Source organism: Enterobacter cloacae complex sp. I1M (assembly GCF_014982425.1).
GTDB lineage: Bacteria > Pseudomonadota > Gammaproteobacteria > Enterobacterales > Enterobacteriaceae > Enterobacter > Enterobacter intestinihominis.
Genome location: NZ_JADCLG010000009.1, coordinates 151,908 through 173,077, shown reverse-complemented (window position 1 = coordinate 173,077; position 21,170 = coordinate 151,908). Strand labels below are relative to the sequence as shown.

Here is a 21,170-nt window from a genome sequence, read left to right as displayed (position 1 = left end):
ATGGCTCCTTAATTCAGTATATGAACGGCAGCGCCTGGCTGCACGCGCTGCGCACCGTCAGTAATTGCTCGCTCACCGGGCTTAACGCCGGAGGCAATCTGGAACTGCTGGCCCATCTGCCCGGCGACCTTCAGCGGACGCATTTCGGCTTTATCCTCGGCGTTAACCACCCAGGCGAAGAACCCGTCGCCATTCTGTTGTACCGCAGCGGCGGGCAGGGTCAGGACAGGCTGCTCGCTTGCCGGACGCAGGTGGACGTTCACATTGCCGCCGGGCAGCAGCTGATGGCGCGGGTTGGCGAACTCGGCGCGCAGCATCACGCTGGCGGTACGCGGGTCGATGCGGTTGTCCACGGAGGTGAGTTCCCCGCTGACGCGCTGGCCGTTGCTGTCAATCAGCGCCTGCCAGGCCTGTTTCATGGCGCTAATATCCGCATGCTGTCCGGCTTTGGTGGCAAACGCGCCCTCTTCCAGCGCAAAGGCGATGCGGATCGGATCGAGCTGGACCACCTCCACCAGCACACCGCTGGCAGGATCCACCAGGCTGCCGACGTGAAAGTTGCTGTGCCCCACGCGTCCGTCAATCGGTGAGGTAATGCGCGTGTAGTTGAGGGTGACGCTGCGGGTGTCGAGACGGGCTTTCGCCTGCTCCAGCGCGGCGCTCGCTACGTCGCGCTGCATGCGGGCGTTGTCCACGTCGTGGCGGCTGATGGCGTTGCTGCTGCCCAGGCTTTCGAAGCGGGACAGCTGCTGTTGCGCCTGACGCAGCGTGGCTTCGGCGCTTTTCACTTCGGCCTGCGCCAGGCGCAGGGCGGCGCGCGGCTCGGCGTCGTCCAGCTCGAACAACACGTCACCTTTTTTCACGTACTGGCCGTCTCGAAAGTGGATTTTGGTGATGACGCCTTCCGTACGCGCGCGCAGTTCAACGGTGTGAATCGCTTCAATGCGACCCGGGATCTGACGTTCGGCGGCGTGGGCGGTCTGCTCCACGGTGGCGACACGCACGGGAATGACTGCGGCGAATGCGGGCGGCAGGGTAGCGGCGAGGAGCGCGAACAGAAGTGGGAGTTTCATGGGAGTACCTCAGTATTTTCCCCTCACCCTAACCCTCTCCCCAAAGGGGAGAGGGAACTTGAACACCCTCTCCCCTTTGGGGAGAGGGCAGGGTGAGGGGTAAGGTTTTAGTTATGCAGCCTTACGGAACCTGCGGGTCAGTCGCTTCTCGATTTCGACGACGAAGAACATCACCCCCGCCACCGCCAGCGTCACGAACCAGTAGCGCAGCGGCAGTGCTTCGGTGCCGAACAGCATCTGCATAAACGGCAGGTAGATGATCGCCGCCTGGAGCAGGAACAGTACGCCCGTTACCAGCCAGATCCCTTTGTTCGCCAGCAGGCCGCGGTTCAGGGAGAACCCTTCGGTGTTGCGGCAGTTAATCATGTACACCCACTGGGCGCAGACCAGCATCTGGAGCAGCACGGTGCGGATGAACTCCGCGCTGTGCCCGCGCGGGGCCAGCCAGGCTTCCAGCGCAAAGGCGGCGATGGCAATCATGGTGCCGACGAAAGCCACGCGCCATACGGCGTAGGCGTCCATCACGTGCTGCCCGGTCTGGCGCGGCGGGCGGCGCATTATGTTGCGCTCGGCGGCCTCGAAGGCCAGGCCGAAGGAGAGCGTGGCGGAGGTCGCCATGTTCATCCACAGGATCAGCACCGGCGTCAGCGGAATGATGTTCCCCGCCAGCAGCGCAATCACAATCAGTAGCCCCTGCGCCAGGTTGGTCGGCATGATGAACAGAATGGTCTTCTTCAGGTTGTCGTAAACGCGACGCCCCTCTTTCACCGCGCTGGCGATGGTGGCGAAGTTATCGTCCGTCAGGACCATGTCCGCCGCCTCTTTGGTGACTTCCGTGCCTTTGATGCCCATCGCAATACCCACATCCGCCTGACGCAGCGCTGGCGCATCGTTCACGCCGTCACCGGTCATACCGACGATTTCGCCTTTGTCCTGTAACGCTTTCACCAGGCGCAGCTTATGCTCCGGGCTGGTACGGGCGAAGATGTCATACTTCACCGCCGCTTCGGCCAGCTCGGCGTCGTCCATCTTCTCCAGCTCATAGCCGGTGACCGCCTGCTCGCTGTTAGTGATCCCCAGCATCTGGCCTATGCTCATCGCCGTCTGCGGGTGATCCCCGGTGATCATCTTCACGCGGATCCCCGCCTGCTGGCAGGCGTTAATCGCCTCAATCGCTTCCGGACGCGGCGGATCCATCATCCCGGCAATGCCGAGGAAGATCAGGCCGTGGCTCAGGTCGTCGTGAGTCAGTGCCTGCTCACCGTTCGCTGGCCTGAACGCCGCGGCGACCATGCGCAGCCCCTGACGCGCATAGCGCTCCATCTCCGTTTCCCAGTACGCGCGGTCAAAGGCTTGCGCACCGTTGCGGGTCTGCTGCTGCTCACACAGGGCGAAAATCACGTCCGGCGCGCCGGTGATCAAAATCTGCTCCTCACCGCCAATCTGGTAGTGGGTGCTCATGTACTTGTACTGCGAGTCGAACGGGATCTTGTTGACCAGGGTGGTCTCGACCGGTGCGAGGTGGGCTTTTGCCGCCAGCACCTTCAGCGCGCCCTCGGTCGGGCCGCCGGTGATGCCCCACAGGCCGCGCTCGTCCTGAATCAGCTGGCTGTCGTTACACAGGTCGATGGTGCGCAGGTACTGCTCCAGCACGGTGCCCGGCTGGATCTGCACCGGCTCGTCGCTGCCTTCGAGGTAGAGGTTGCCCACCGGCTCGTAGCTGTTGCCGTCCACGCGATAGCACGTATCGGCGGTAATGATGGCTTTCACCGTCATCTCGTTCATGGTCAGGGTGCCGGTTTTATCCGAGCAGACCACGGTCATCGCGCCCAGGGTTTCAACCGTCGGCAGCTTGCGGATAATCGCCCGCTTACGCGCCATCGCCTGTACGCCCAGAGAGAGGATGATGGAGATAATCGCCGGCAGACCTTCCGGTACGGAGGCTACCGCCAGGCTAATCAGGGAGAGCAGCAGCTCGCCCATCGGGATCTCGCGGAACACCAGGCTGAAGACAAACAGCGCGGCCATCATCGCCAGAATGATGGCGAAAATCGCTTTGCCCAGCTTGTCCATCTGCACCAGCAGCGGGGTGCGGTGCTTTTCAATGCCCGCCATCATCTGGTTGATGTGGCCGAGCTCCGTATCCTTACCGGTCGCGGTGACCAGGCCAACGCCACCGCCCGCGCTTACGGTCGTCCCGGAGAAGACCATATTGGTGCGGTCGCCCAGCGGCAGTTCACCGCTCAGCGGATTAATGTGTTTATCCACCACGGTGGATTCGCCGGTCAGAATTGCCTCTTCCACGCGTAAATTATGCGCTTCAATTAAGCGCATATCCGCCGGAATACGATCTCCTGCGCGCAACACAATAATATCGCCCGGGACGATTTCCGTCGTCGGGATGGTTTCATGGTTACCATTACGAATTACGCGCGCCTCGCTGGAGAGCATATTGCGAATACTCTTCAGGGATTTTTCTGCATTACTTTCCTGAATGTGGCCAATTAAGGCATTGATTACCGCCACACCCAGGATAACCAGCGTATCAACCCAGTGTCCCATTACAGCCGTTAATACGGCGGCCGCCAGCAGGACGTAAATCAGGACATCGTTAAAATGCGCGAGAAAACGCAGCCAGCCCGGCTTGCCTTTTTTCTCCGGCAGCGCGTTCGGGCCATGCTTCTGCAATCGTGCCTGCGCCTCGGTGCGGTCCAGGCCATTCGCCTGGCTCTGCGCCTGAGCAAGCACCTGCTCTACGGTCTGCTGGTACGCCTGCCCGCCTGCGGGTGGCATATTCTGCGAGAAATTTTTTTTGGTCATGGTATTTTTCCTTCAATATCCGGTGGACGGAAGCCGGAATTCCTTTCTGGCTTTAAATAATTCATTTTTAAGTCTTGCGGGTTAAATTGATCTACCGCAATATATTGACTACCCGGTTATTCAAAACTGATTAAAATTATTTCGACGCGTTGATTTTTACAAAATATTTCTAAACCAACACTAAACGAGGAGGAAGCATGTTTGGTATTTATCGCGGGCGGCGCCTGGCGTTATACATTGTCGCAGCCATTGTTATTGCGACGTTAATTGGATATAGCACCTATAGCTTTGTAAAATTATTTTCGTGAAAAAGACGTTTATTTACATTACGCGATATTAATTTAATCGCCCCGTAAATATTATCTATTTTCCGTTATCAACTCGCAGAATAACGGTGGCCTTTCACTCAATTTTGCCAGTGGGGATGATATTGCTTTACGTTTCAGGATGCCGGACAATGACATTTTTAACTCACGATTAACATTACGATGAAACACCCGTTAGAATCGCTGCTCACCGCAGGGGGCATTTTGCTGATGGCCCTGCTCTCCTGTCTGCTGTTACCTGCGCCGTCGCTGGGTCTGGTGCTGGCGCAGAAACTGGTTCAAACCTTTCATATGGTCGATCTGAATCAGCTGTACACCATTCTGTTCTGTCTGTGGTTTTTGGTGCTCGGCGCCATCGAATTCTTTATCCTGCGTTTCATCTGGCGCCGCTGGTTTTCACTGGCGTCGTAAGCCAGTGAGATCGCGCATCCCGTGGATCAGCGCTTCACACCAGGCCGCATAGTCGTGGCCGCTGGATGAGGGGTGGAAGCTGACGCGATAGCCTTTTTCCTTCAGCACCTGTTCAAAATCCTGCGTGGTGCGATAAATGCCGCCGCCCGGCCCCGTGGTTTCAAACTTTCCGGCCTGTAACCAGAAGCGCACCGGATACGGCGGCGACTGCTGGTACTGACGCGTCAGCCAGCCGGGGGCGTCACCTTTCGGCGCCCACCAGTAGGAGCCGGAAAGGCTCAGCACGTTGCCAAACAGGCGCGGATAGCGCAGCGCCACCCATGAAGAGGCAATTCCCCCGTAGCTCGACCCCGCCAGCACCGTTTTCTGCCGCTGCATGCCGATGCCCTGCCCGCGCAGCCACGGCAGCAGCTCGTGCGCCATAAAGTCAGCAAATTCCGGGTTCGGCGGCAGCTCGTTGCCGCGACGGGCGTGATCGAGGCTGTCGATAAATACCACGTTAATCGGTGGCAGGTGATGCCGGGCAATCAGACCGTCCAGCACGTTGGCAAAATGGTATTCGTCCTGATAAATCTGCCCGTCGAACAGAATTAACGTCCAGCGTGCGGGCTGTGCGCCGCGCGGTTGGTAGATCATCACGTCGCGGGCGTTGCCGAGGATGTGGCTGGAAAAACTCTGACGGCTCAACGTCCCGTGCACCAGCGGCTTTACCGTGGCCTGAACGGAGCAGTAGCGCGCCGGGCTGAGATCGAGCAGCGAGTAACGGTTCCATCGATCCGCCTTCTGCTCCCCAAAGGTGTTCGGGTTAAGCGGATCGGCCTGTGCGCTCACCAGGATGGCACGGCGTTGATCGCGGGCAGAGCCTTCAACGATCGGCACATCGGGGGCGAGCTTATATTGCATCACCGTATCAGCGGGGACCACGTAGCTGCGGAACCAGACGTCGCTGTTGCCCAGGCGGAACAGCGGATCGTGATCCCCCGCCGGAGAGCCGAGAATGAAGACGTTATCCCGCGCGCCGCGCCACAGAAAGGTCACGCGCTTATGGTTCGCATCTACCGGTTCCACCATTGGCGTTCCCTGTCGACGCTGCGCCTGCCAGAACGCCTCGGTACTTCCACCGGCAGAAATGACGTTTGCCAGCGCCTTTAGCGTCGGGCTTACTGGCGCCAGCATCTGCACGCGTGGTAATGGAGAGGTCTCTTTCATCCGCCACTGAAAACGCCACGGCTTACCGGCTTCGCCGTGTAGCACCAGCGAGGTGTTCTGTTTCACCGGCAGGGCAAACAGCAGCGTGTGTTCCCCGTCCGCAGGACCATTTTCGATCAGCGTGCGGATGCGGCGGTTTTGCCCATCCAGCAGGCGCGCATCCGTCACGCCATTCAGCGTGGCGGAAACGTAATTTTCACCCAGTTCAGGCAGGGAGAAGCAGACTTCGCCGCTGGCATCAAACTTTCCCTGAACATCGCCCTGCCGGGACGACTGCTCGCACGTTGCCGCCACGGCGGGCAGCGCGCCGATCCCCAACAGCAACCCACTCCATACCCTCTTCATTACCGCTTGTTCCCCAACGAAATTTGTTAACAACGCTAATGCAAATGGTAATAATTTGCAATATCATCAACGGCTATTTACCGGTGTTTTTATGGCGATAGCAACCAAGGACGTTCAATAAAAATGTTTAAAAATAATAAGATAATGTATCTCTGGCTGATGAGTCTGGCGACGACCAGCGTCGCGGCTCAGGCAGAAACGAAAGAAGAAACGATTACGGTGACGCAGGGCGTGAGTGAAGAGCCCACTGCGCCCGTAAAAGGCATTGTGGCGACGAAAACGCTCTCCGCCACCAAGACCAGCGCGGAGATTGTGAAGACGCCGCAGTCGGTATCGGTGATCACCCGCGATCAAATGAACATGCAGGACGTCACATCCGTTTCGCAGGCGCTGCGCTACTCGGCGGGCGTGTTTACCGAATACCGGGGCTCGTCTAACCGTAACGACGAGGTGTTTGTGCGCGGCTTTAGCTACGTGCCAAAATTCCTCGACGGCTTAAGCTTTGGCGCAACGGCCTCATCACAGACGGGCACAGTTGACCCGTGGCTGCTGGAGCGCGTGGAGCTGGTGCGCGGCCCGGCGTCGGTCCTGTTTGGTCAGGTGAATCCTGGCGGGTTAATCAGCATGACCAGCAAGCGCCCGACGGCGGAGGCCATTCACAACGTGCAGTTCCGCACCGGCAATAACGATCTCGCCGAAGGTGCGTTTGATTTCGGCGGCAGGCTGAGCGACGACGGCCGCGTACTGTATCGCGTGAACGGTATCGCCCGTACGCAGCATAATCAGGTGGACGATTATAAAGAGACGCGGATGGCGATCGCCCCGGCGATCACCTGGTATCCGAACGATCAGACCCGCTTTACGCTGCTGACCAGCTACCAGAAAGATCCGGATGCCGGATACCGCAACTTCCTGCCCGCGTATGGCACGGTGAAAAGCGTCGACGGGAAGTACATCCCGCGCGACTTTAACGTCAGCGATCCGAATTACAATCAGTCCTGGCGCGAGCAGACGATGATTGGCTACGAGCTGGAACACCAGTTCGCCGACAACCTCACCTTCCGCCAGAACGCCCGTTACGCCACCATCAAGCAGAAATACCGTTATCTGGTTTACGCCAACAGCGCGGCCAACAGCACGGTGTTGACCCGTCGCGCCCAGCGTGAAGAGCGCACGACCAATGAATTTGGCCTCGATAACCAGCTGGAATATCTGCTGGAGACCGGGAGCGTCAGCCATACCCTGCTCGGCGGGTTTGATTACAAGACAAGCAAGGATAAACAGCTGCTGGCGCGCGGGAGCGGCTCACAGTATGACCTCGACTGGACAACCCCGGTTTACGGCGTGAACGTGGATGAAAGCACCTTCAAAACGGCCTCCGACGAGCAGCAAAATCTCGACCAGATGGGGCTGTATCTTCAGGATCAGATGAGCTGGAACAACTGGGAGTGGCTGGTTTCCGGGCGCTACGACTGGAGCGAAGTGCGTACCAACGACTTCACCGATAATAGCTTTACGCAGCAGAACGACAGCAAATTTACCTGGCGCACTGGCCTGCTGTACGCGTTCGATTTTGGTCTCTCGCCGTACATCAGCTACAGCACGTCGTTTGAGCCGAACCTGCAAACCAACCGTGCGCCGGGCGTCGCGCCATTCAGGCCTACTACCGGGGAGCAGACCGAGATTGGCCTGAAATATCAGCCGGTAGACACCACGCTGATGACTCTCGCGCTGTACGATTTAACTCAGGACAACGTAGCGACCTATAACAGCGCTGAAGGCTGGTTCGAAAATGCGGGCAAGGTGCGTTCGAAAGGCGCTGAAGCGGAAATCCACGCCACGCTGATGGATAACATCAACCTGATTGGCTCCTACACTTACACCGATGCAAAAACCGAAAGCACCACGGTGGCGGGCACCGAGGGCAAGACCCCGGCGCGTATCCCGACGCATATGGCGTCTGCGTTTGCCAGCTATACCGTTCCGGGCGGGGCGCTCAAGAGCCTGACCGCTGGCGTGGGGATGCGCTACATCGGCACCAGCTACGGCGATGCGAAGAACACCTTTAAGGTGCCATCGGTGGATCTGTATGACGCGATGCTGCGCTACGATCTGGGCGAGATGAACCGCAGCCTGAAAGGGGCAAGCGTGCAGTTCAACGTCAATAACGTGGCGGACACGAAGTATGTGGCGTCATGCGCAAGCGATACGGCGTGCTTCTACGGGATTGGCCGGACGGTGACGGCGACGGTGAATTATCGGTGGTAAGGGATTTGTAGGCCCGGTAAGCGCAGCGCCACCGGGCAATTACGGGCACCGAGCCCACAAAAAAGCCGGGTGGCGGCTACGCCTTACCCGGCCTTGATGTCGTAAATTTCAATGTGTCTGGCGGTGATTCTCTTTGCGGTACGCCCCGGGCGGCTGGTTGAAGGTGCGGGTAAAGATGCGGGTAAACGTCTGCTGCGAGTCAAACCCGTAGCGCAGGCAGATATCGTACACGCGCTCGTCTGACTCACGCAGATCGCGCGCCGCCATCAGCAGCTTGCGTTCGCGGATGTAGCGCCCCAGACTTTCGCCTTTGTACTGCATAAACAGCCGCTGTAAATGCCATTTTGAGTAACCCGCATGGCGGGCAATCTCTTCGATGCGTAACGGCTGGTGTAGGTTGTCATCGATCCATTCGACAATCGTATCAATGACCTGAGCGGAAATCGTCATACTGCTCTCCCCCTCTGCTTCTCGCTTAAACATTATTCCCACCACTCGCGAAATTGTTGCGTGGTATCACTCACCCGCACGGGCTCGCCCAGCTCCGGTGTCAGCAGCCGGTAGTTTTTATCCTTGCTGGCTTTCGCCAGCTGGATCAGTGGATCGTTCCAGGTATGTTTCGCCAGCACAAAACGCCCGTTATGTCCCGGTACGACCGCTCTGGCATTGAGATCTGCCGAGGCCTGCGCCGTTTCCGCCGGATGCATATGGATGTACTTCCAGTCCTGGTCGTACTGGCCGTTTTCCATAATGGCTAAGTCAACTCCGCCAAACTGCTCGCCAATCGCTTTGAAGTGCGGGCCATAACCGGAGTCTCCGCTGTAGTAGACCTTCTGCTCCGGAGAGACAAACATAAAGCTGCCCCACAGGGTCTGGTTACGCTTAATGCCGCGCCCGGAAAAATGGCGCGCCGGCAACACGTGAACCGTCAGCGCATCGCTGATACGTACCGACTGGTTCCAGTCCCGCTCGTCGATAATCTCAGGGTTCATCCCCCAGTAGCGCAGATGCGAACCCACGCCCAGCGGGGTGACCACGCGCTTAACCTTCGGCAGCAGCGCCTTGATGGTGGCGTAATCCAGATGATCATAGTGATCGTGGGAGATAATCAGCAGGTCGATCTCCGGCATGCTCTCCGCACGCCACGGGTACTCCCCCGCAAAGGCTTTATTGAGGAAGGAGAACGGTGCGGCGTAGTTACTCAGAACCGGATCGATCAGGATTCGTTGCCCCGCCAGCTGCATATACCAGGAGGAGTGGCCGAGCCACACCAGCGTGTCCTGTTCAGGCGACAGGCTCGCCAGATCGGTTTTCACCAGCGGCAGCGGCTGCGCAGGACGGGCGTTTTCGGTTTTACGGGTAAGGAACTGCCACCACGCCACCAGCATATTTTGTTGCCCGGTAAAGCCCGGCGTAGGGAGCGTGTTATGGAATTGCCCGTCGCGATAGTGCGGAGAGGCCTCCACTTCAGAGAGCTGCGCACCCTGCGGTGGCTGGCCAAATCCGGCATTCAGTACAAACGGTAAACTGGCAGCTGAAGCAATAATCATAACTAACACCACGCAGATGAATAGAGGCTTTTTCATTATCCTGACCCGCCAACGCGCCCTGTCCGATAGTTTGCGCGGGTTGAACTTGATTATGAGTGAGTAAGCACTCATTATAGATAGGATGATTACGCCGTCAAGAAGGTTTTCGATCTTTGACATTCCGCGTTGCAGCGTGGCAAAGCACGTGTTTCAATCAGGGTTTTTACAATTGACGGGAGGAAAAATTTAGTGGCACGTCCGAAGAGTGAAGATAAAAAACAGGCCTTACTGGAAGCAGCAACGGCTGCGTTTGCGCAGTCAGGTATTGCCGCCTCAACGGCGTTAATTGCCCGTAATGCGGGCGTCGCTGAAGGGACACTGTTTCGCTACTTTGCTACCAAAGACGATCTGCTGAATGCCCTCTATCTGCATCTGAAGCAGGATCTTTGCCAGACCATGCTGGCGAACCTCGATCGCACCATCACCCAGCCAAAAGAGCATACCCGTAATATCTGGAATAGCTATGTGGACTGGGGCATTCGTAACCCCCTGGCGCATGCGGCTATCCGCCAGATTGGCGTCAGTGAAAAGCTGAACATTGAAACCGAGCAGGCGGTGAAAGACATGTTCCCGGAAATACACGAACTGTGTCACCGCTCGGTGCGCCCGGTGTTTATGTCTGACGAGTTTAAGACCTTCGGTGATGCAATATTCTTATCGCTGGCTGAAACCACCATGGAGTTTGCCGCGCGCGATCCGTCCCGTGCCGTCGATTTTAAAGCGCTGGGCTTTGAAGCCATGTGGCGCGGGCTTGCTGAGGAAGAGAGCCATGGACAGTAAAGCCTTGCAGGAACATGCCAGACGCGTCGCGCTGGAGATGCCTTTTACCGAACATTGCTGGCCGTTTGGCCCGGAGTATGACGTGTTTAAGGTGGGCGGGAAAATTTTTATGCTGATGGCGACCGCTCACGGTCGGGCCCACGTCAGCCTGAAATCCGATCCGGAAAAATCGCTGCTCAATCAGCAGATCTACCGTGGCGTGGAGCCTGGCTACCATCTGAATAAAAAACACTGGATCTCCCTTTATGGCACGGACGACATCACGCCTGAACTGGTCACCGACCTGATTACGGATTCGTGGAATCTGGTCGTTGATAAACTGCCGAAAAAAGATCAGAAGTGGATTCGGCCAGCCTGATTGTTCGCCTGAGACGAACAGAATAAGCGCTCGAATCGCACTTATCTTTTCCCGCTTCGCGCGGTAATCTGCTTTCCTTTCACGCCCGCCCGCGGGCGAATTTCATCACCAGGAGTTGTTATGGATATTATTTCTGTCGCCCTGAAACGCCACTCTACCAAGGCGTTCGACCCAGCCAAAAAACTGACCGCAGAAGAAGCGGAAAAAATCAAAACGCTGCTGCAATACAGCCCGTCCAGCACCAACTCTCAGCCGTGGCACTTTATTGTTGCCAGCACTGAAGAGGGTAAAGCGCGCGTGGCAAAATCCGCGGCGGGCACCTATGTGTTTAACGAACGCAAAATGCTGGATGCCTCTCACGTGGTGGTGTTCTGCGCGAAAACCGCGATGGACGATGCCTGGCTTGAGCGCGTCGTCGATCAGGAAGAGGCTGACGGCCGTTTCGCCACGCCAGAAGCAAAAGCCGCGAACCACAAAGGCCGGTGCTATTTTGCCGACATGCACCGCGTGGATCTGAAAGATGACGACCAGTGGATGGCGAAGCAGGTTTACCTGAACGTCGGCAACTTCCTGCTGGGCGTGGCCGCGATGGGCCTGGACGCAGTGCCGATTGAAGGCTTCGATGCCGCAATCCTCGACGAAGAGTTCGGCCTGAAAGAGAAAGGCTTAACCAGCCTGGTGGTGGTGCCGGTTGGGCATCACAGCGTTGAGGATTTCAATGCCACGCTGCCGAAGTCTCGCCTGCCGCTGAGCACGATTGTGACTGAATGCTAATGAAAATGGGCCGCTGCATGCGGCCCGTTACGCTTTACTGATGACAAGCCTGCGATGCGGATGGACCTCACGATCGTTTCCCCAGGCAAAAGCAATCCAGCGCTCTTCCAGCTCAGCGTAGGAATTTACGGGCGTTAACGTCCACTCTTCTCCCACCGTACCGTCCGCCACACTAATGCGATAGTTCATGGTAAACGCCCAGTCGATCATGCGCAGCCAGAACCGTTGCCCGTCTCCCGTTTGTTCGCTGTCAGAGACAACGATGTCGTATTCGCTTAGCACCCACTGAAAAAAGAGTTGTGGCAACCCGCTTATCACGCGTTGATGAACGGCACGCGGAGTACGCCACACCATCACCTGCGTGGCGGCACCGTGGGGAAAGGTAATTTCTTTATGAAATTTAAGCTTTACGGCATACGCCGTATAAGGTTTGCCGTCATCGGTGGTCACGAGACGATATTCATCACCATAACGCGATTTCAGGAGCCGGTATCCCACAGGCAACAGAAACCCCGGCAGATGAAAATCCGCCGTACCTCGTGCCAGGAACGCTTCGGTGTGTTCGACGTTTCGGGAGATAAGGCCGAGTTTTTGGCTGAAGTCTGCGGAATCAATCATCAGTGGCGACATTTGTTGTTTCTCATGGCGTGAGTATAGTCGACTTAATCCCTCATCGAAATGATGTCGATTCAGTCGGTTGGTTTAAGTTAAACGCCACCTTATACCTGTCTCATCCGCTTAGCAGAGCCAGCTCTTATTCCCTGAAAGCCCCTCGCAAAAAATTATTTCCCCTGCGCCTCCAGCCATGCCATCGCCCTCTCACCCGCCTCGTCCACCGGTAAATAGACCAGCAGCCGCGATCCGTTTCGCGGCGCAGAGTACCAGTACATCTGCTGGAGATGAAAATCCCCCAGCTCGGGATGGGTGAACAGCTTGAGCTGGTTCTCCACGCCGCGCACGTCGTTACGCTGGTGCCACAGGGTTTTGAACTCCTCAGACACCGCAAAAAAACGCGCCAGCTTCGCTTCCCAGAGCGGGTCGCCACGGTGCTCGGCCATTGCCGCGCGGAAGTAGGAGACGAAAATCGGCAGCACGTCGTCACGTTTGCCGAGCCGCGCGCGCCACGCCGGATGGGTGAGGAACAGGTAAATACAGTTGCGATCTTCCGGCGGGATAGCGTTGAAATCGACGCCCATCAGGTGTCCGAAGCTGTCGTTCCACGCCACGATATCGAAATTCGGTTTCTGAATACTGGCAGGCTTCGGCATCAGGGTATCCAGCAGGCGACGCGTGCCTTCGCTGATCCCCTCACAGCACACCGCCTGCGGGGCTTCGCCCGGCGGCAAACCGGCAAGCACAAAAAGATGCCGGGCTTCGGTCGGGGTGCATTGCAGCGCTTTTGCAATGGCGGCCATCACCGCGCTGGACGGATTGACGTCCCGGCCCTGTTCCAGCCAGGTGTACCAGGTCACACCGACATCCGCGAGCATCGCTACCTCCTCCCGGCGCAGGCCCGGCGTGCGGCGACGGCCGCTGCGCGGTAAGCCGAGCCGCTGCGGATCGAGGCTTTCGCGCCGGGCACGCAAAAACGCGCCCAGCTGCTTGCGGGTGTCATCCTGGAGAGAGGTGACAGGTTCAGACATCAGCGCCATAACATCTCCTGCATGGTAGTGCCAGTACCAGTATAAGTAAGAACTGGTACCCGTTTATCAGATGGTTGATGCTACGACTCTACGCTGTTTGACGCAATGGAGTCACCATGAATACGTCAGTTGTTTCACCGGGTCGTGCGGGCCTGATATTGCTGTTAACCGGCCAGATGCTGCCGCTGATTGATACCTCGATCACCAATGTGGCGCTGGATTCCATCACCCATTCGTTACACGCCACCGCCACCGAACTGGAGCTGATCGTCGCCCTCTACGGCGTGGCCTTTGCCGTCTGCCTGGCCCCCGGCAGCAAGCTGGGCGATAACCTTGGCCGCCGTCGCTTGTTTATGTGGGGCGTGGCGAGTTTTGGCCTGGCCTCGCTGCTGTGCGGCATAGCGGGCAATATCGAACAGTTGCTTGCCGCGCGCATTATCCAGGGCGCGGGCGCCGCGCTGATCATGCCGCAAATTCTCGCGACGTTGCACGTGACGTTAAAAGGAACGGCACACGCCAAAGCGATCAGTCTGTTCGGCGGTATCGGCGGAATTGCGTTTATCGTCGGCCAGATGGGTGGCGGCTGGCTGGTGTCGGCGGACATCGCCGGGCTTGGCTGGCGTAACGCCTTCTTTATCAACGTGCCGATTTGTCTGGTGGTGCTGGCGTTGAGCCGTCGCTACGTACCGGAAACCCGCCGCGACACGCCGTCGCGCATTGACTGGACCGGTACTGTCCTGCTGACGGCGATACTGTGCTGTCTGCTGTTCCCGATGGCGCTCGGCCCGCAGTGGCACTGGTCGTGGCCGCTGAAGGCCGCGCTGCTGGCGATTGTGCCGCTGGTCTATTTGATGGTGTTAAACGCGCGTAAGAAAGAGCGTGAGAATGCCCACCCGCTTATCGCGCCGCGCCTGTTGCAGCTGCGCAGCATCCGTTTTGGCGTGCTGATCGGGATACTCTTTTTCAGCGTCTGGTCCGGGTTTATGTTCTGTATGGCGCTGACCATGCAAAGCGGTCTGGGGATGGCGCCGTGGCAGTCCGGGAACAGCTTTATCGCGCTCGGCGTCACCTATTTTATTTCCGCCTGGTTCGCCCCACGCCTGATTGCCCGCTACAGCACCAGCGCCATCCTGCTGACCGGGCTTGCGATTCAGCTTGTCGGCCTGGTGGCGCTGATCGCCACGTTCCGTCACTGGGGGATGCAGAATACCGCGCTGACGTTGGCCCCGGCCACCGGGCTGGTGGGTTACGGGCAGGCGCTGATTGTAAACAGCTTCTACCGTATCGGGATGCGCGATATTCAGCCTGACGACGCGGGGGCCGCGAGCGCGATTTTAAGCACGCTGCAACAGGCTGCGCTGGGGCTTGGCCCGGCCATTTTCGGCGCGATTTTGCTGCACGGGCTGCAAAATCATCACGGAGATTACACCCAGGCAGTCAACGTCTTCCTGATGGTGGAAACGGCCATGATGGGAGTGCTGGCGCTGGCCACGCTGCGTATGCGCCATCGTCTGTGTTTACCGGTCGTCAAGGCCTGTCCGGCGACAAAATAAAACTGCCTGAATTTGCATAATAGATCCGCAGCCGCCATTATGGGGCTGCATCAATACAGGAGACGTTATGCAGGAATTAATTGCTCAGGTTGAAGAGTTAGGGATTGAAATTAATCACACCACCTCTTTAGTGATTATCTTTGGTATTATTTTTCTTACAGCCATTATCGTTCATTTTATTCTTCACAAAGTGGTGCTGCGCGCCTTCGAAAAACGCGCGCAGGCCAGCAGCCATTTATGGTTGCAGATCATTACGCAGAACAAGTTATTTCACCGTCTGGCGTTTACCCTCCAGGGGATAATCGTCAACGTTCAGGCGGTTCTGTGGCTGCAAAAAGGCAGCGAAGCGGCGGAAATGCTCACCACCTGCGCAAAATTGTGGGTGATGGTCTATGCCCTGCTCTCCTTCTTCTCGCTACTGGATGTGATTTTTAATCTGTCGCAGAAAATGGCCACCGCATCACAGCTGCCGCTGAAGGGGATATTCCAGGGCATCAAGCTGGTGAGCGCCATTCTGGTGGGAATATTAATTATCTCCCTTCTGATCGGTCAGTCACCCGCCATTCTGATAAGCGGCCTGGGTGCGATGGCTGCCGTTCTGATGCTGGTCTTTAAAGACCCTATACTGGGCTTAGTGGCCGGTATTCAGCTCTCCGCCAACGACATGCTGAAGCTCGGGGACTGGCTGGAGATGCCGAAATACGGCGCCAACGGCACGGTGACCGACATCGGCCTGACCACCGTTAAAGTGCGCAACTTCGATAACACCATCACCACCATCCCGACCTGGGCGCTGGTGTCCGACGCGTTCATCAACTGGAGCGGCATGTCAGCCTCCGGTGGTCGCCGCATCAAGCGTAGCCTGAATATCGATACCACCAGCATTCATTTCCTCGATGAGCAGGAGCAGCAGAAACTGATTCAGGCGAAACTGCTGAAGCCGTATCTGGCCGCGCGTCACGAGGAAATTAACCTGTGGAATCAGCAGAACGGCGAAGGGGAATCGGTATTAAACCTGCGCAAGATGACCAATATCGGCACCTTCCGTGCCTATCTGAATGAATATCTGCGTAACCACCCGCGTATTCGTAAAGATATGACGCTGATGGTGCGCCAGCTCGCGCCAGATGCCAACGGGCTGCCGATTGAAATATATGCCTTTACCAACACGGTGATTTGGGCAGAATACGAAGATATTCAGGCCGACATCTTCGATCATATTTTCGCGGTGGTGGATGAATTTGGCCTGCGTATTCACCAGTCGCCAACCGGAAACGATATTCGCTCGCTGGCTGGCGTCATCGCCAGATAATCAGGTGCTGGCGCGGGAAATAAAGCGCCAGTCCATCATGACCCTTTCCGTGGGCGCATCCGGGTTGTCGATCTTATTTAACAGCAGATTGACCGCCTTGCGCCCGATATCCCGCGACGGTTGTTCAATGGTGGTGAGAGAAATCATCTCCGCCAGCTCGGTGCCGTCAAAACCCACCACCGCGATATCTTCTGGCACCCGCAGCCCTGCCTGCTGAATGGCGCGCAGTGCCCCCGCCGCCAGCGTATCGGAAACGGCAAACACCGCATCCGGCGGGTTTGCCTTTAACAGATTTTGCATCGCCGCCATGCCCGCACTGGAGCTGAGCTCACTGGCGTACTCCACCGCCTGATAGTCCAGATCCCGCAGGTGTATGACGCTCTTATAGCCGCGTTCGCGCAAACGGGCATATTTGTAGCTGAGGTCGTGGTTGATGAGCGCAATGCGTTTGCGGCCCCCGTCGGCAAGCTGGCTGACAACATGCTGAGAGGCATCAACATCATTAATCCCCACGCAGGAGACCGCGCCCGCATCGGCGTATTCGGCGCACTGCACCCACGGCGCGTTGCCAATCAGCGCGGCCAGCTCCGGCAGCTTCGAGAACGCATCCATGGTGATAATGCCGTCGACGATTTTGCCGGAGAGCAGGCTTAAGCCCGAGCGGGAGCGCTCAATATCCGAGCCGGAGTTGCACAGCAGAATGCGGTAGCCGTTTTTCTCCGCCTCGGCTTCGATGCCCTTCACCACTTCGGCACAGAACGGGTTGGCGATGTTCGAGACCATCACCAGGATCATATAGCTGCGGGCGGTGCGCAGCTGACGCGCCAGCAGATTGGGCTGGTAGTTACTCTCCTGGATCGCCTGCAAAACGCGCTCGCGGTTTTTCGCCTTCACGGTATCGCTGTTATTCAGTACGCGAGAGACCGTTGCCACGGATACCCCGGCCAGTTGAGCGATTTTCTGAATTGACATAGCGACGATACATCCTGCGGTTAGCGTTTTGTGCAGGCTACCATAAATTGGTTGCCCGGCGAACCGGGCAATGCGTCAGTATTCCACACGCACCCAGCGCTGCTGCTGATGGCTTTTCACAATCGCATCAAGGATATGCATCACACTGGCGCCATCGTGGAAGGTGGCAAACTGCGGCTTATCCGGCATCGCTCCCGCCTGCACGGCACGGTAAAACTGCGCCATCATATTTTTAAAAGCATCCGGCCAGCCTTCAATGTGTCCGCCGGGGAAATGGGCGCTGTCGGCCACATCACGGTTCATCAAACCCGGATCGTCGCTGAGCGTCTGGTTTGCCCGGGCGCGATGGCCGATCCACAGCTGCTGCGGGGTTTCCTGATCCCACGCCACCGATTGCTCGCTGCCGTTAATTTCAAAGGTCAGGCGGTTTTTTCGCCCCGCGCTCACCTGCGAGACGCTAAAGCTGCCCTTGCTGCCGTCGTCAAAACGCAACAGCACCGAGCCGAAGTCTTCGGTGGTGACCAGTTTATCTTCATAGTGAGCATGTTCGTCGTGCGTAAACGTCTGATTGCCTGCCACGTTAGCCTTGCGCGTCGGCCAGACGATGGATAAATCAGCCATCACCTCAGTAATGCGCCTGCCGGTGACATACTGCACCGTATCGCACCAGTGGGAGCCGATATCCGCCACCGCCCGCGATGCGCCGCCGAGCGCGGCATCCACCCTCCAGTTGTAGTCGGTTTCCAGCAGCATCCAGTCCTGTAAATAGCTGCCGTGCGAGGCAAACAGCCGCCCGAGGGTGCCGGCGCGCATCATGCTCGCCGCCTGGCGCACCATCGCAAACTGACGATAGACAAAGCTCACGCCATGCACCACGCCCGCCTGCTCTGCCAGCGCCACCAGCTCGCGCGCCTCGTCCGGCGTCATGCACAGCGGCTTTTCGGAAAACACGTGCTTGCCCGCGCGCAGGATCTGGCGGTTAATCTCCGCGTGCAGGTGGTTCGGCGTGCAGTTGTGCACCGCATGCAGATTGGGGTGCGCGAGCAGTTCTTCCACGCTGGCGTAAGCATGCGGCACATTTAGCTGGCGCGCCTTTTCCTGCGCCTTAACGAGCGAACCGTCGCAGAGCGCGACCACCTGCACAAACCCGAGACGCCTGAGCGCCTCGATGTGTGCCGGGCCAATAAACCCGCTGCCGATAATCCCGACGTTAATCATGGCTGCCCCCTGCGGCGAAATCATCAAACGCCCGTCCGGAAACGGGAATAATGTGGCGGCGGATAAATTCGCTGCCTTCACTCGCGCCAGTATCGCCATCCTTCAGGCAGCACTCCCACTCCAGCACCGCCCAGCCGTCGTAGTCGTACTGGGTCAGCTTGCTGAAGATGCCCTTAAAGTCGATCTGCCCGTCACCCAGCGAGCGAAAACGTCCGGCGCGGTTGATCCACGGCTGGTAGCCGCCGTAGACGCCGCTGCGCCCGCTGGGGCGGAACTCCGCGTCCTTGACATGGAACGCTTTAATGCGCGCATGGTAGAGATCAATAAAGGTCAGGTAATCCATTTGCTGAAGCAGCATATGGCTCGGGTCGTAGAGAATGTTGCAGCGCGGATGGTTATCCACCAGCGCCAGAAAACGCTCGAAGGTTACGCCGTCGTGCAGATCCTCCCCCGGATGCAGCTCAAAGCAGACGTCCACGCCCTGCTCGTCGAAGGTATCCAGTATTGGCCGCCAGCGGGTTGCCAGCGCCTCGAACGCCTCCTGAAAACGCTGCTCGTTGTGCGGCGGCCACGAATAGAAAAACGGCCAGGCCAGCGAGCCGGAGAAGGTGGCGTGCGCTTTCAGCCCTAATCGGGCCGAGGCGACCGCCGCCTGCTTCAGTTTTTCCGTCGCCCACGCCTGACGCGCCGCATCGTTACCGCCCACGGATGCGGGTGCGAAGTGGTCAAACGCCTCGCTGTAAACCGGGTTCACCGCCACAAGCTGCCCTTCCAGATGGGTCGACAGCTCGCTGATGACCAGCCCGTGCGCGGCCAGCTTAGCGGTGATGTCGTCGCAGTAGGCCTGACTCTCTGCGGCTTTCTCCACATCAAAGATATGCGGATGGTTGCAGGGGATTTGCACCGCTCTGTAACCCTTCGACGCCGCCCATTCTGCCAGCCCGTCGAGCGTGTTGAAGGGCGCTTCCCCGCCAATAAACTGCGACAGAAAAATGCCCGGTCCTTTCATTGTCCTCATACCACCTCCAGAACATTACGCCTTGTCATCGTCATACTTAAACGTGAGAAGGAAAATCAGCGCGATCGCCGCGGCAGCCACCGCCGGGATCCACCAGAATGTAACCCACGCCTGCGGCACGGTCTGCCCTGCCACCAGGCGGTTGTAAAGCGCCCCTGAAATCTGCGAGCCGAGCAGCATGCCGATGCCGTAGGTGAACATCACGATCATGCTCTGCGCCTGGCCTTTGACCTTTTCTCCCGCCACGCGGTCGGTGTAGATAAAGCCGACGACAAAGAAGAAATCGTAGCAGACGCCGTGCAGCAGAATGCCCAGATACAGCAGAATGCGCCCCTCCTCGCTGACGCCCAGCGCGAACATGGCATAACGTACGAACCACGCCAGCATGCCGATCAGCAGCATATATTTCACGCCCAGGCGGCGGAACAGCAGCGGAATAACCAGCATGAAGACGATCTCAGACATCTGCCCGAAGGACATGGCGGTGCTGACGTCGGCAATGCCGGCATCCGCCAGATACGAGGCGGTGTAGGCGTAATAGGTGCCGAGCGGGACGGAGATCAGCATTGCGCAGACGGAGAAGACGAAGAAGTGGCGGGTTTTGAGCAGCGCGAAGGCGTCCGCGCAGAAGAGATCGCGCACCTTCACAGGCAGGCCTTTCGCCGGTGCTGGCGTGTGCGGCAGCGTCAGGCTATAGAGCGCCAGCAGCACGGAGCTGACCGCCGCTACCTGGAAGATGGTCACGCTGGACGCCACGCCGGTGACGCCGATAAAAATGCCCGCCACGATCCAGCCGATGGTGCCAAACACGCGCACCACCGGGAAGGTTTTATCCACGTTTGCCAGGCTGTGGAACGCGATGTTGTTGGTGAGCGCCAGCGTTGGCATGTAGCAGAGCGTGTAGCCAAACAGAAGGCCAATCAGCAGCGCGCCGTTCTCAGCAATCAGCGCCCCCGGCACGAACCAGAGGATCGCCGCGCCCGCGAGGTGCATCACCGCCATCACCTTCTGTGAAGCGAAGAAGCGGTCCACCAGCATCCCGAGCACGAACGGCGAAAGAATGGAGGCGATGGGCCCGGCTGAGAACGCGTCGCCAATCAGCAGAGACATGTTGTGCCGGGTCATCACCAGGCCAAGCGTGACCGACCAGCTACCCCAGATAAAAAATTGCAGAAACATCATCAGCGACAGACGCGGCACCAGCAGCCGGTGCTGCGTTATCGCCTTTTCACTACTCTCAGTTGACACCATGATAAGCCTCACCCGGAAAAAGTAATCGATTACAAATTAGCTCAAATGAAAAGTAATCGATTACAAAACAAAGATCCTGTGGATCGAAACAGAATTGGGAGAGGGGTCACGATAATGGTGAAGCGGAGGTGCCGGGTGGCGGCTTCGCCTTACCCGGCCTACTAAATAACGTCCCCGAACATGTAGGCCCGGTAAGCGCAGCGGTGCCGGGCGTGAAGGCGGGTAGTGTGGTGCGGTCTGGTGCCCTCAC

General features: G+C 58.0%; 18 protein-coding genes. 7 read left to right on the top strand and 11 right to left on the bottom strand.

The window, feature by feature from the left end:
* Positions 1–8: 8 nt before the first annotated feature.
* Together INF86_RS05015 and INF86_RS05010 are read right to left on the bottom strand one after the other, a co-directional pair.
* Positions 9–1,073 carry an efflux RND transporter periplasmic adaptor subunit gene (locus INF86_RS05015; RefSeq protein WP_193543278.1) on the bottom strand — a complete coding sequence of 355 codons (1,065 nt, stop codon included), beginning with the start codon at positions 1,071–1,073 and terminating at the stop codon, positions 9–11.
* A 111-nt stretch (positions 1,074–1,184) separates the two neighbouring features.
* Entirely contained in the window at positions 1,185–3,893 is a 2,709-nt protein-coding gene (locus tag INF86_RS05010) for a cation-transporting P-type ATPase (protein WP_045307909.1), read from the bottom strand.
* Positions 3,894–4,381: 488 nt separating this feature from the next.
* Between INF86_RS05010 and INF86_RS05005 the strand changes: the two genes are divergently transcribed.
* Positions 4,382–4,630 (top strand): DUF1158 domain-containing protein, encoded by a 249-nt coding sequence (locus tag INF86_RS05005; protein WP_003858875.1) that lies wholly within the window; start codon positions 4,382–4,384, stop codon positions 4,628–4,630.
* Here INF86_RS05005 and INF86_RS05000 read toward each other — a convergent pair.
* Positions 4,616–6,184 (bottom strand): alpha/beta hydrolase-fold protein, encoded by a 1,569-nt coding sequence (locus tag INF86_RS05000; RefSeq protein WP_193543277.1) that lies wholly within the window; start codon positions 6,182–6,184, stop codon positions 4,616–4,618. The two genes, INF86_RS05005 and INF86_RS05000, sit on opposite strands and share 15 nt — an antisense overlap.
* Before the next feature lie 123 nt (positions 6,185–6,307).
* Here INF86_RS05000 and INF86_RS04995 point away from each other — a divergent pair, with 123 nt between their 5' ends.
* Entirely contained in the window at positions 6,308–8,452 is a 2,145-nt protein-coding gene (locus INF86_RS04995; RefSeq protein WP_023305629.1) for a TonB-dependent siderophore receptor, read from the top strand.
* 108 nt (positions 8,453–8,560) lie between these two features.
* Here INF86_RS04995 and INF86_RS04990 read toward each other — a convergent pair whose 3' ends face one another.
* Complete coding sequence (locus INF86_RS04990) at positions 8,561–8,902, bottom strand: RamA family antibiotic efflux transcriptional regulator (protein WP_032670430.1); 342 nt, start codon at positions 8,900–8,902, stop codon at positions 8,561–8,563.
* Between the two features lie 32 nt (positions 8,903–8,934).
* Positions 8,935–10,038: a RomA family MBL fold metallo-hydrolase gene (locus INF86_RS04985; protein ID WP_022647332.1), complete on the bottom strand. Its 1,104-nt coding sequence runs from the start codon at positions 10,036–10,038 to the stop codon at positions 8,935–8,937.
* A gap of 192 nt (positions 10,039–10,230) precedes the next feature.
* Here INF86_RS04985 and INF86_RS04980 point away from each other — a divergent pair, with 192 nt between their 5' ends.
* From INF86_RS04980 to nfsB, 3 genes are all read left to right on the top strand, one after another.
* The gene (locus tag INF86_RS04980; RefSeq protein ID WP_023299509.1) at positions 10,231–10,821 is read left to right on the top strand and encodes a TetR/AcrR family transcriptional regulator; all 591 of its coding nucleotides are present in this window, start codon (positions 10,231–10,233) and stop codon (positions 10,819–10,821) included.
* The gene (locus INF86_RS04975; protein WP_022647330.1) at positions 10,811–11,179 is read left to right on the top strand and encodes an MmcQ/YjbR family DNA-binding protein; all 369 of its coding nucleotides are present in this window, start codon (positions 10,811–10,813) and stop codon (positions 11,177–11,179) included. The genes INF86_RS04980 and INF86_RS04975 overlap by 11 nt, the downstream gene beginning before the upstream one ends.
* A gap of 120 nt (positions 11,180–11,299) precedes the next feature.
* Complete coding sequence (gene nfsB, locus INF86_RS04970; RefSeq protein ID WP_193543276.1) at positions 11,300–11,953, top strand: oxygen-insensitive NAD(P)H nitroreductase; 654 nt, start codon at positions 11,300–11,302, stop codon at positions 11,951–11,953.
* A 27-nt stretch (positions 11,954–11,980) separates the two neighbouring features.
* Here nfsB and INF86_RS04965 read toward each other — a convergent pair whose 3' ends face one another.
* On the bottom strand, positions 11,981–12,583 hold the full coding sequence (locus tag INF86_RS04965) for a hypothetical protein (RefSeq protein WP_023299508.1): 603 nt from the start codon (positions 12,581–12,583) through the stop codon (positions 11,981–11,983).
* A 152-nt stretch (positions 12,584–12,735) separates the two neighbouring features.
* Entirely contained in the window at positions 12,736–13,605 is an 870-nt protein-coding gene (locus INF86_RS04960; protein ID WP_022647328.1) for a helix-turn-helix transcriptional regulator, read from the bottom strand.
* A 107-nt stretch (positions 13,606–13,712) separates the two neighbouring features.
* Here INF86_RS04960 and INF86_RS04955 point away from each other — a divergent pair, with 107 nt between their 5' ends.
* Positions 13,713–15,149 carry an MFS transporter gene (locus tag INF86_RS04955; RefSeq protein ID WP_154051691.1) on the top strand — a complete coding sequence of 479 codons (1,437 nt, stop codon included), beginning with the start codon at positions 13,713–13,715 and terminating at the stop codon, positions 15,147–15,149.
* 67 nt (positions 15,150–15,216) lie between these two features.
* Entirely contained in the window at positions 15,217–16,461 is a 1,245-nt protein-coding gene (locus INF86_RS04950; RefSeq protein WP_022647326.1) for a mechanosensitive ion channel family protein, read from the top strand.
* Here the strand turns inward: INF86_RS04950 and INF86_RS04945 are convergent, their stop codons facing one another.
* The 4 genes from INF86_RS04945 to INF86_RS04930 all read right to left on the bottom strand — a co-directional run bounded on the left by INF86_RS04945 (position 16,462) and on the right by INF86_RS04930 (position 20,920).
* A complete protein-coding gene (locus INF86_RS04945) occupies positions 16,462–17,433 on the bottom strand; it encodes a LacI family DNA-binding transcriptional regulator (RefSeq protein WP_023299504.1) in 972 nt (323 codons plus the stop codon).
* Positions 17,434–17,508: 75 nt separating this feature from the next.
* On the bottom strand, positions 17,509–18,651 hold the full coding sequence (locus tag INF86_RS04940) for a Gfo/Idh/MocA family protein (protein WP_193543275.1): 1,143 nt from the start codon (positions 18,649–18,651) through the stop codon (positions 17,509–17,511).
* Positions 18,644–19,669, bottom strand: coding sequence for a sugar phosphate isomerase/epimerase (locus INF86_RS04935; RefSeq protein WP_193543274.1), 1,026 nt, complete (start codon positions 19,667–19,669; stop codon positions 18,644–18,646). Before INF86_RS04935 ends, INF86_RS04940 begins: the two co-directional genes overlap by 8 nt.
* Before the next feature lie 15 nt (positions 19,670–19,684).
* The gene (locus tag INF86_RS04930; protein ID WP_023299501.1) at positions 19,685–20,920 is read right to left on the bottom strand and encodes an MFS transporter; all 1,236 of its coding nucleotides are present in this window, start codon (positions 20,918–20,920) and stop codon (positions 19,685–19,687) included.
* Positions 20,921–21,170: the final 250 nt, after the last annotated feature.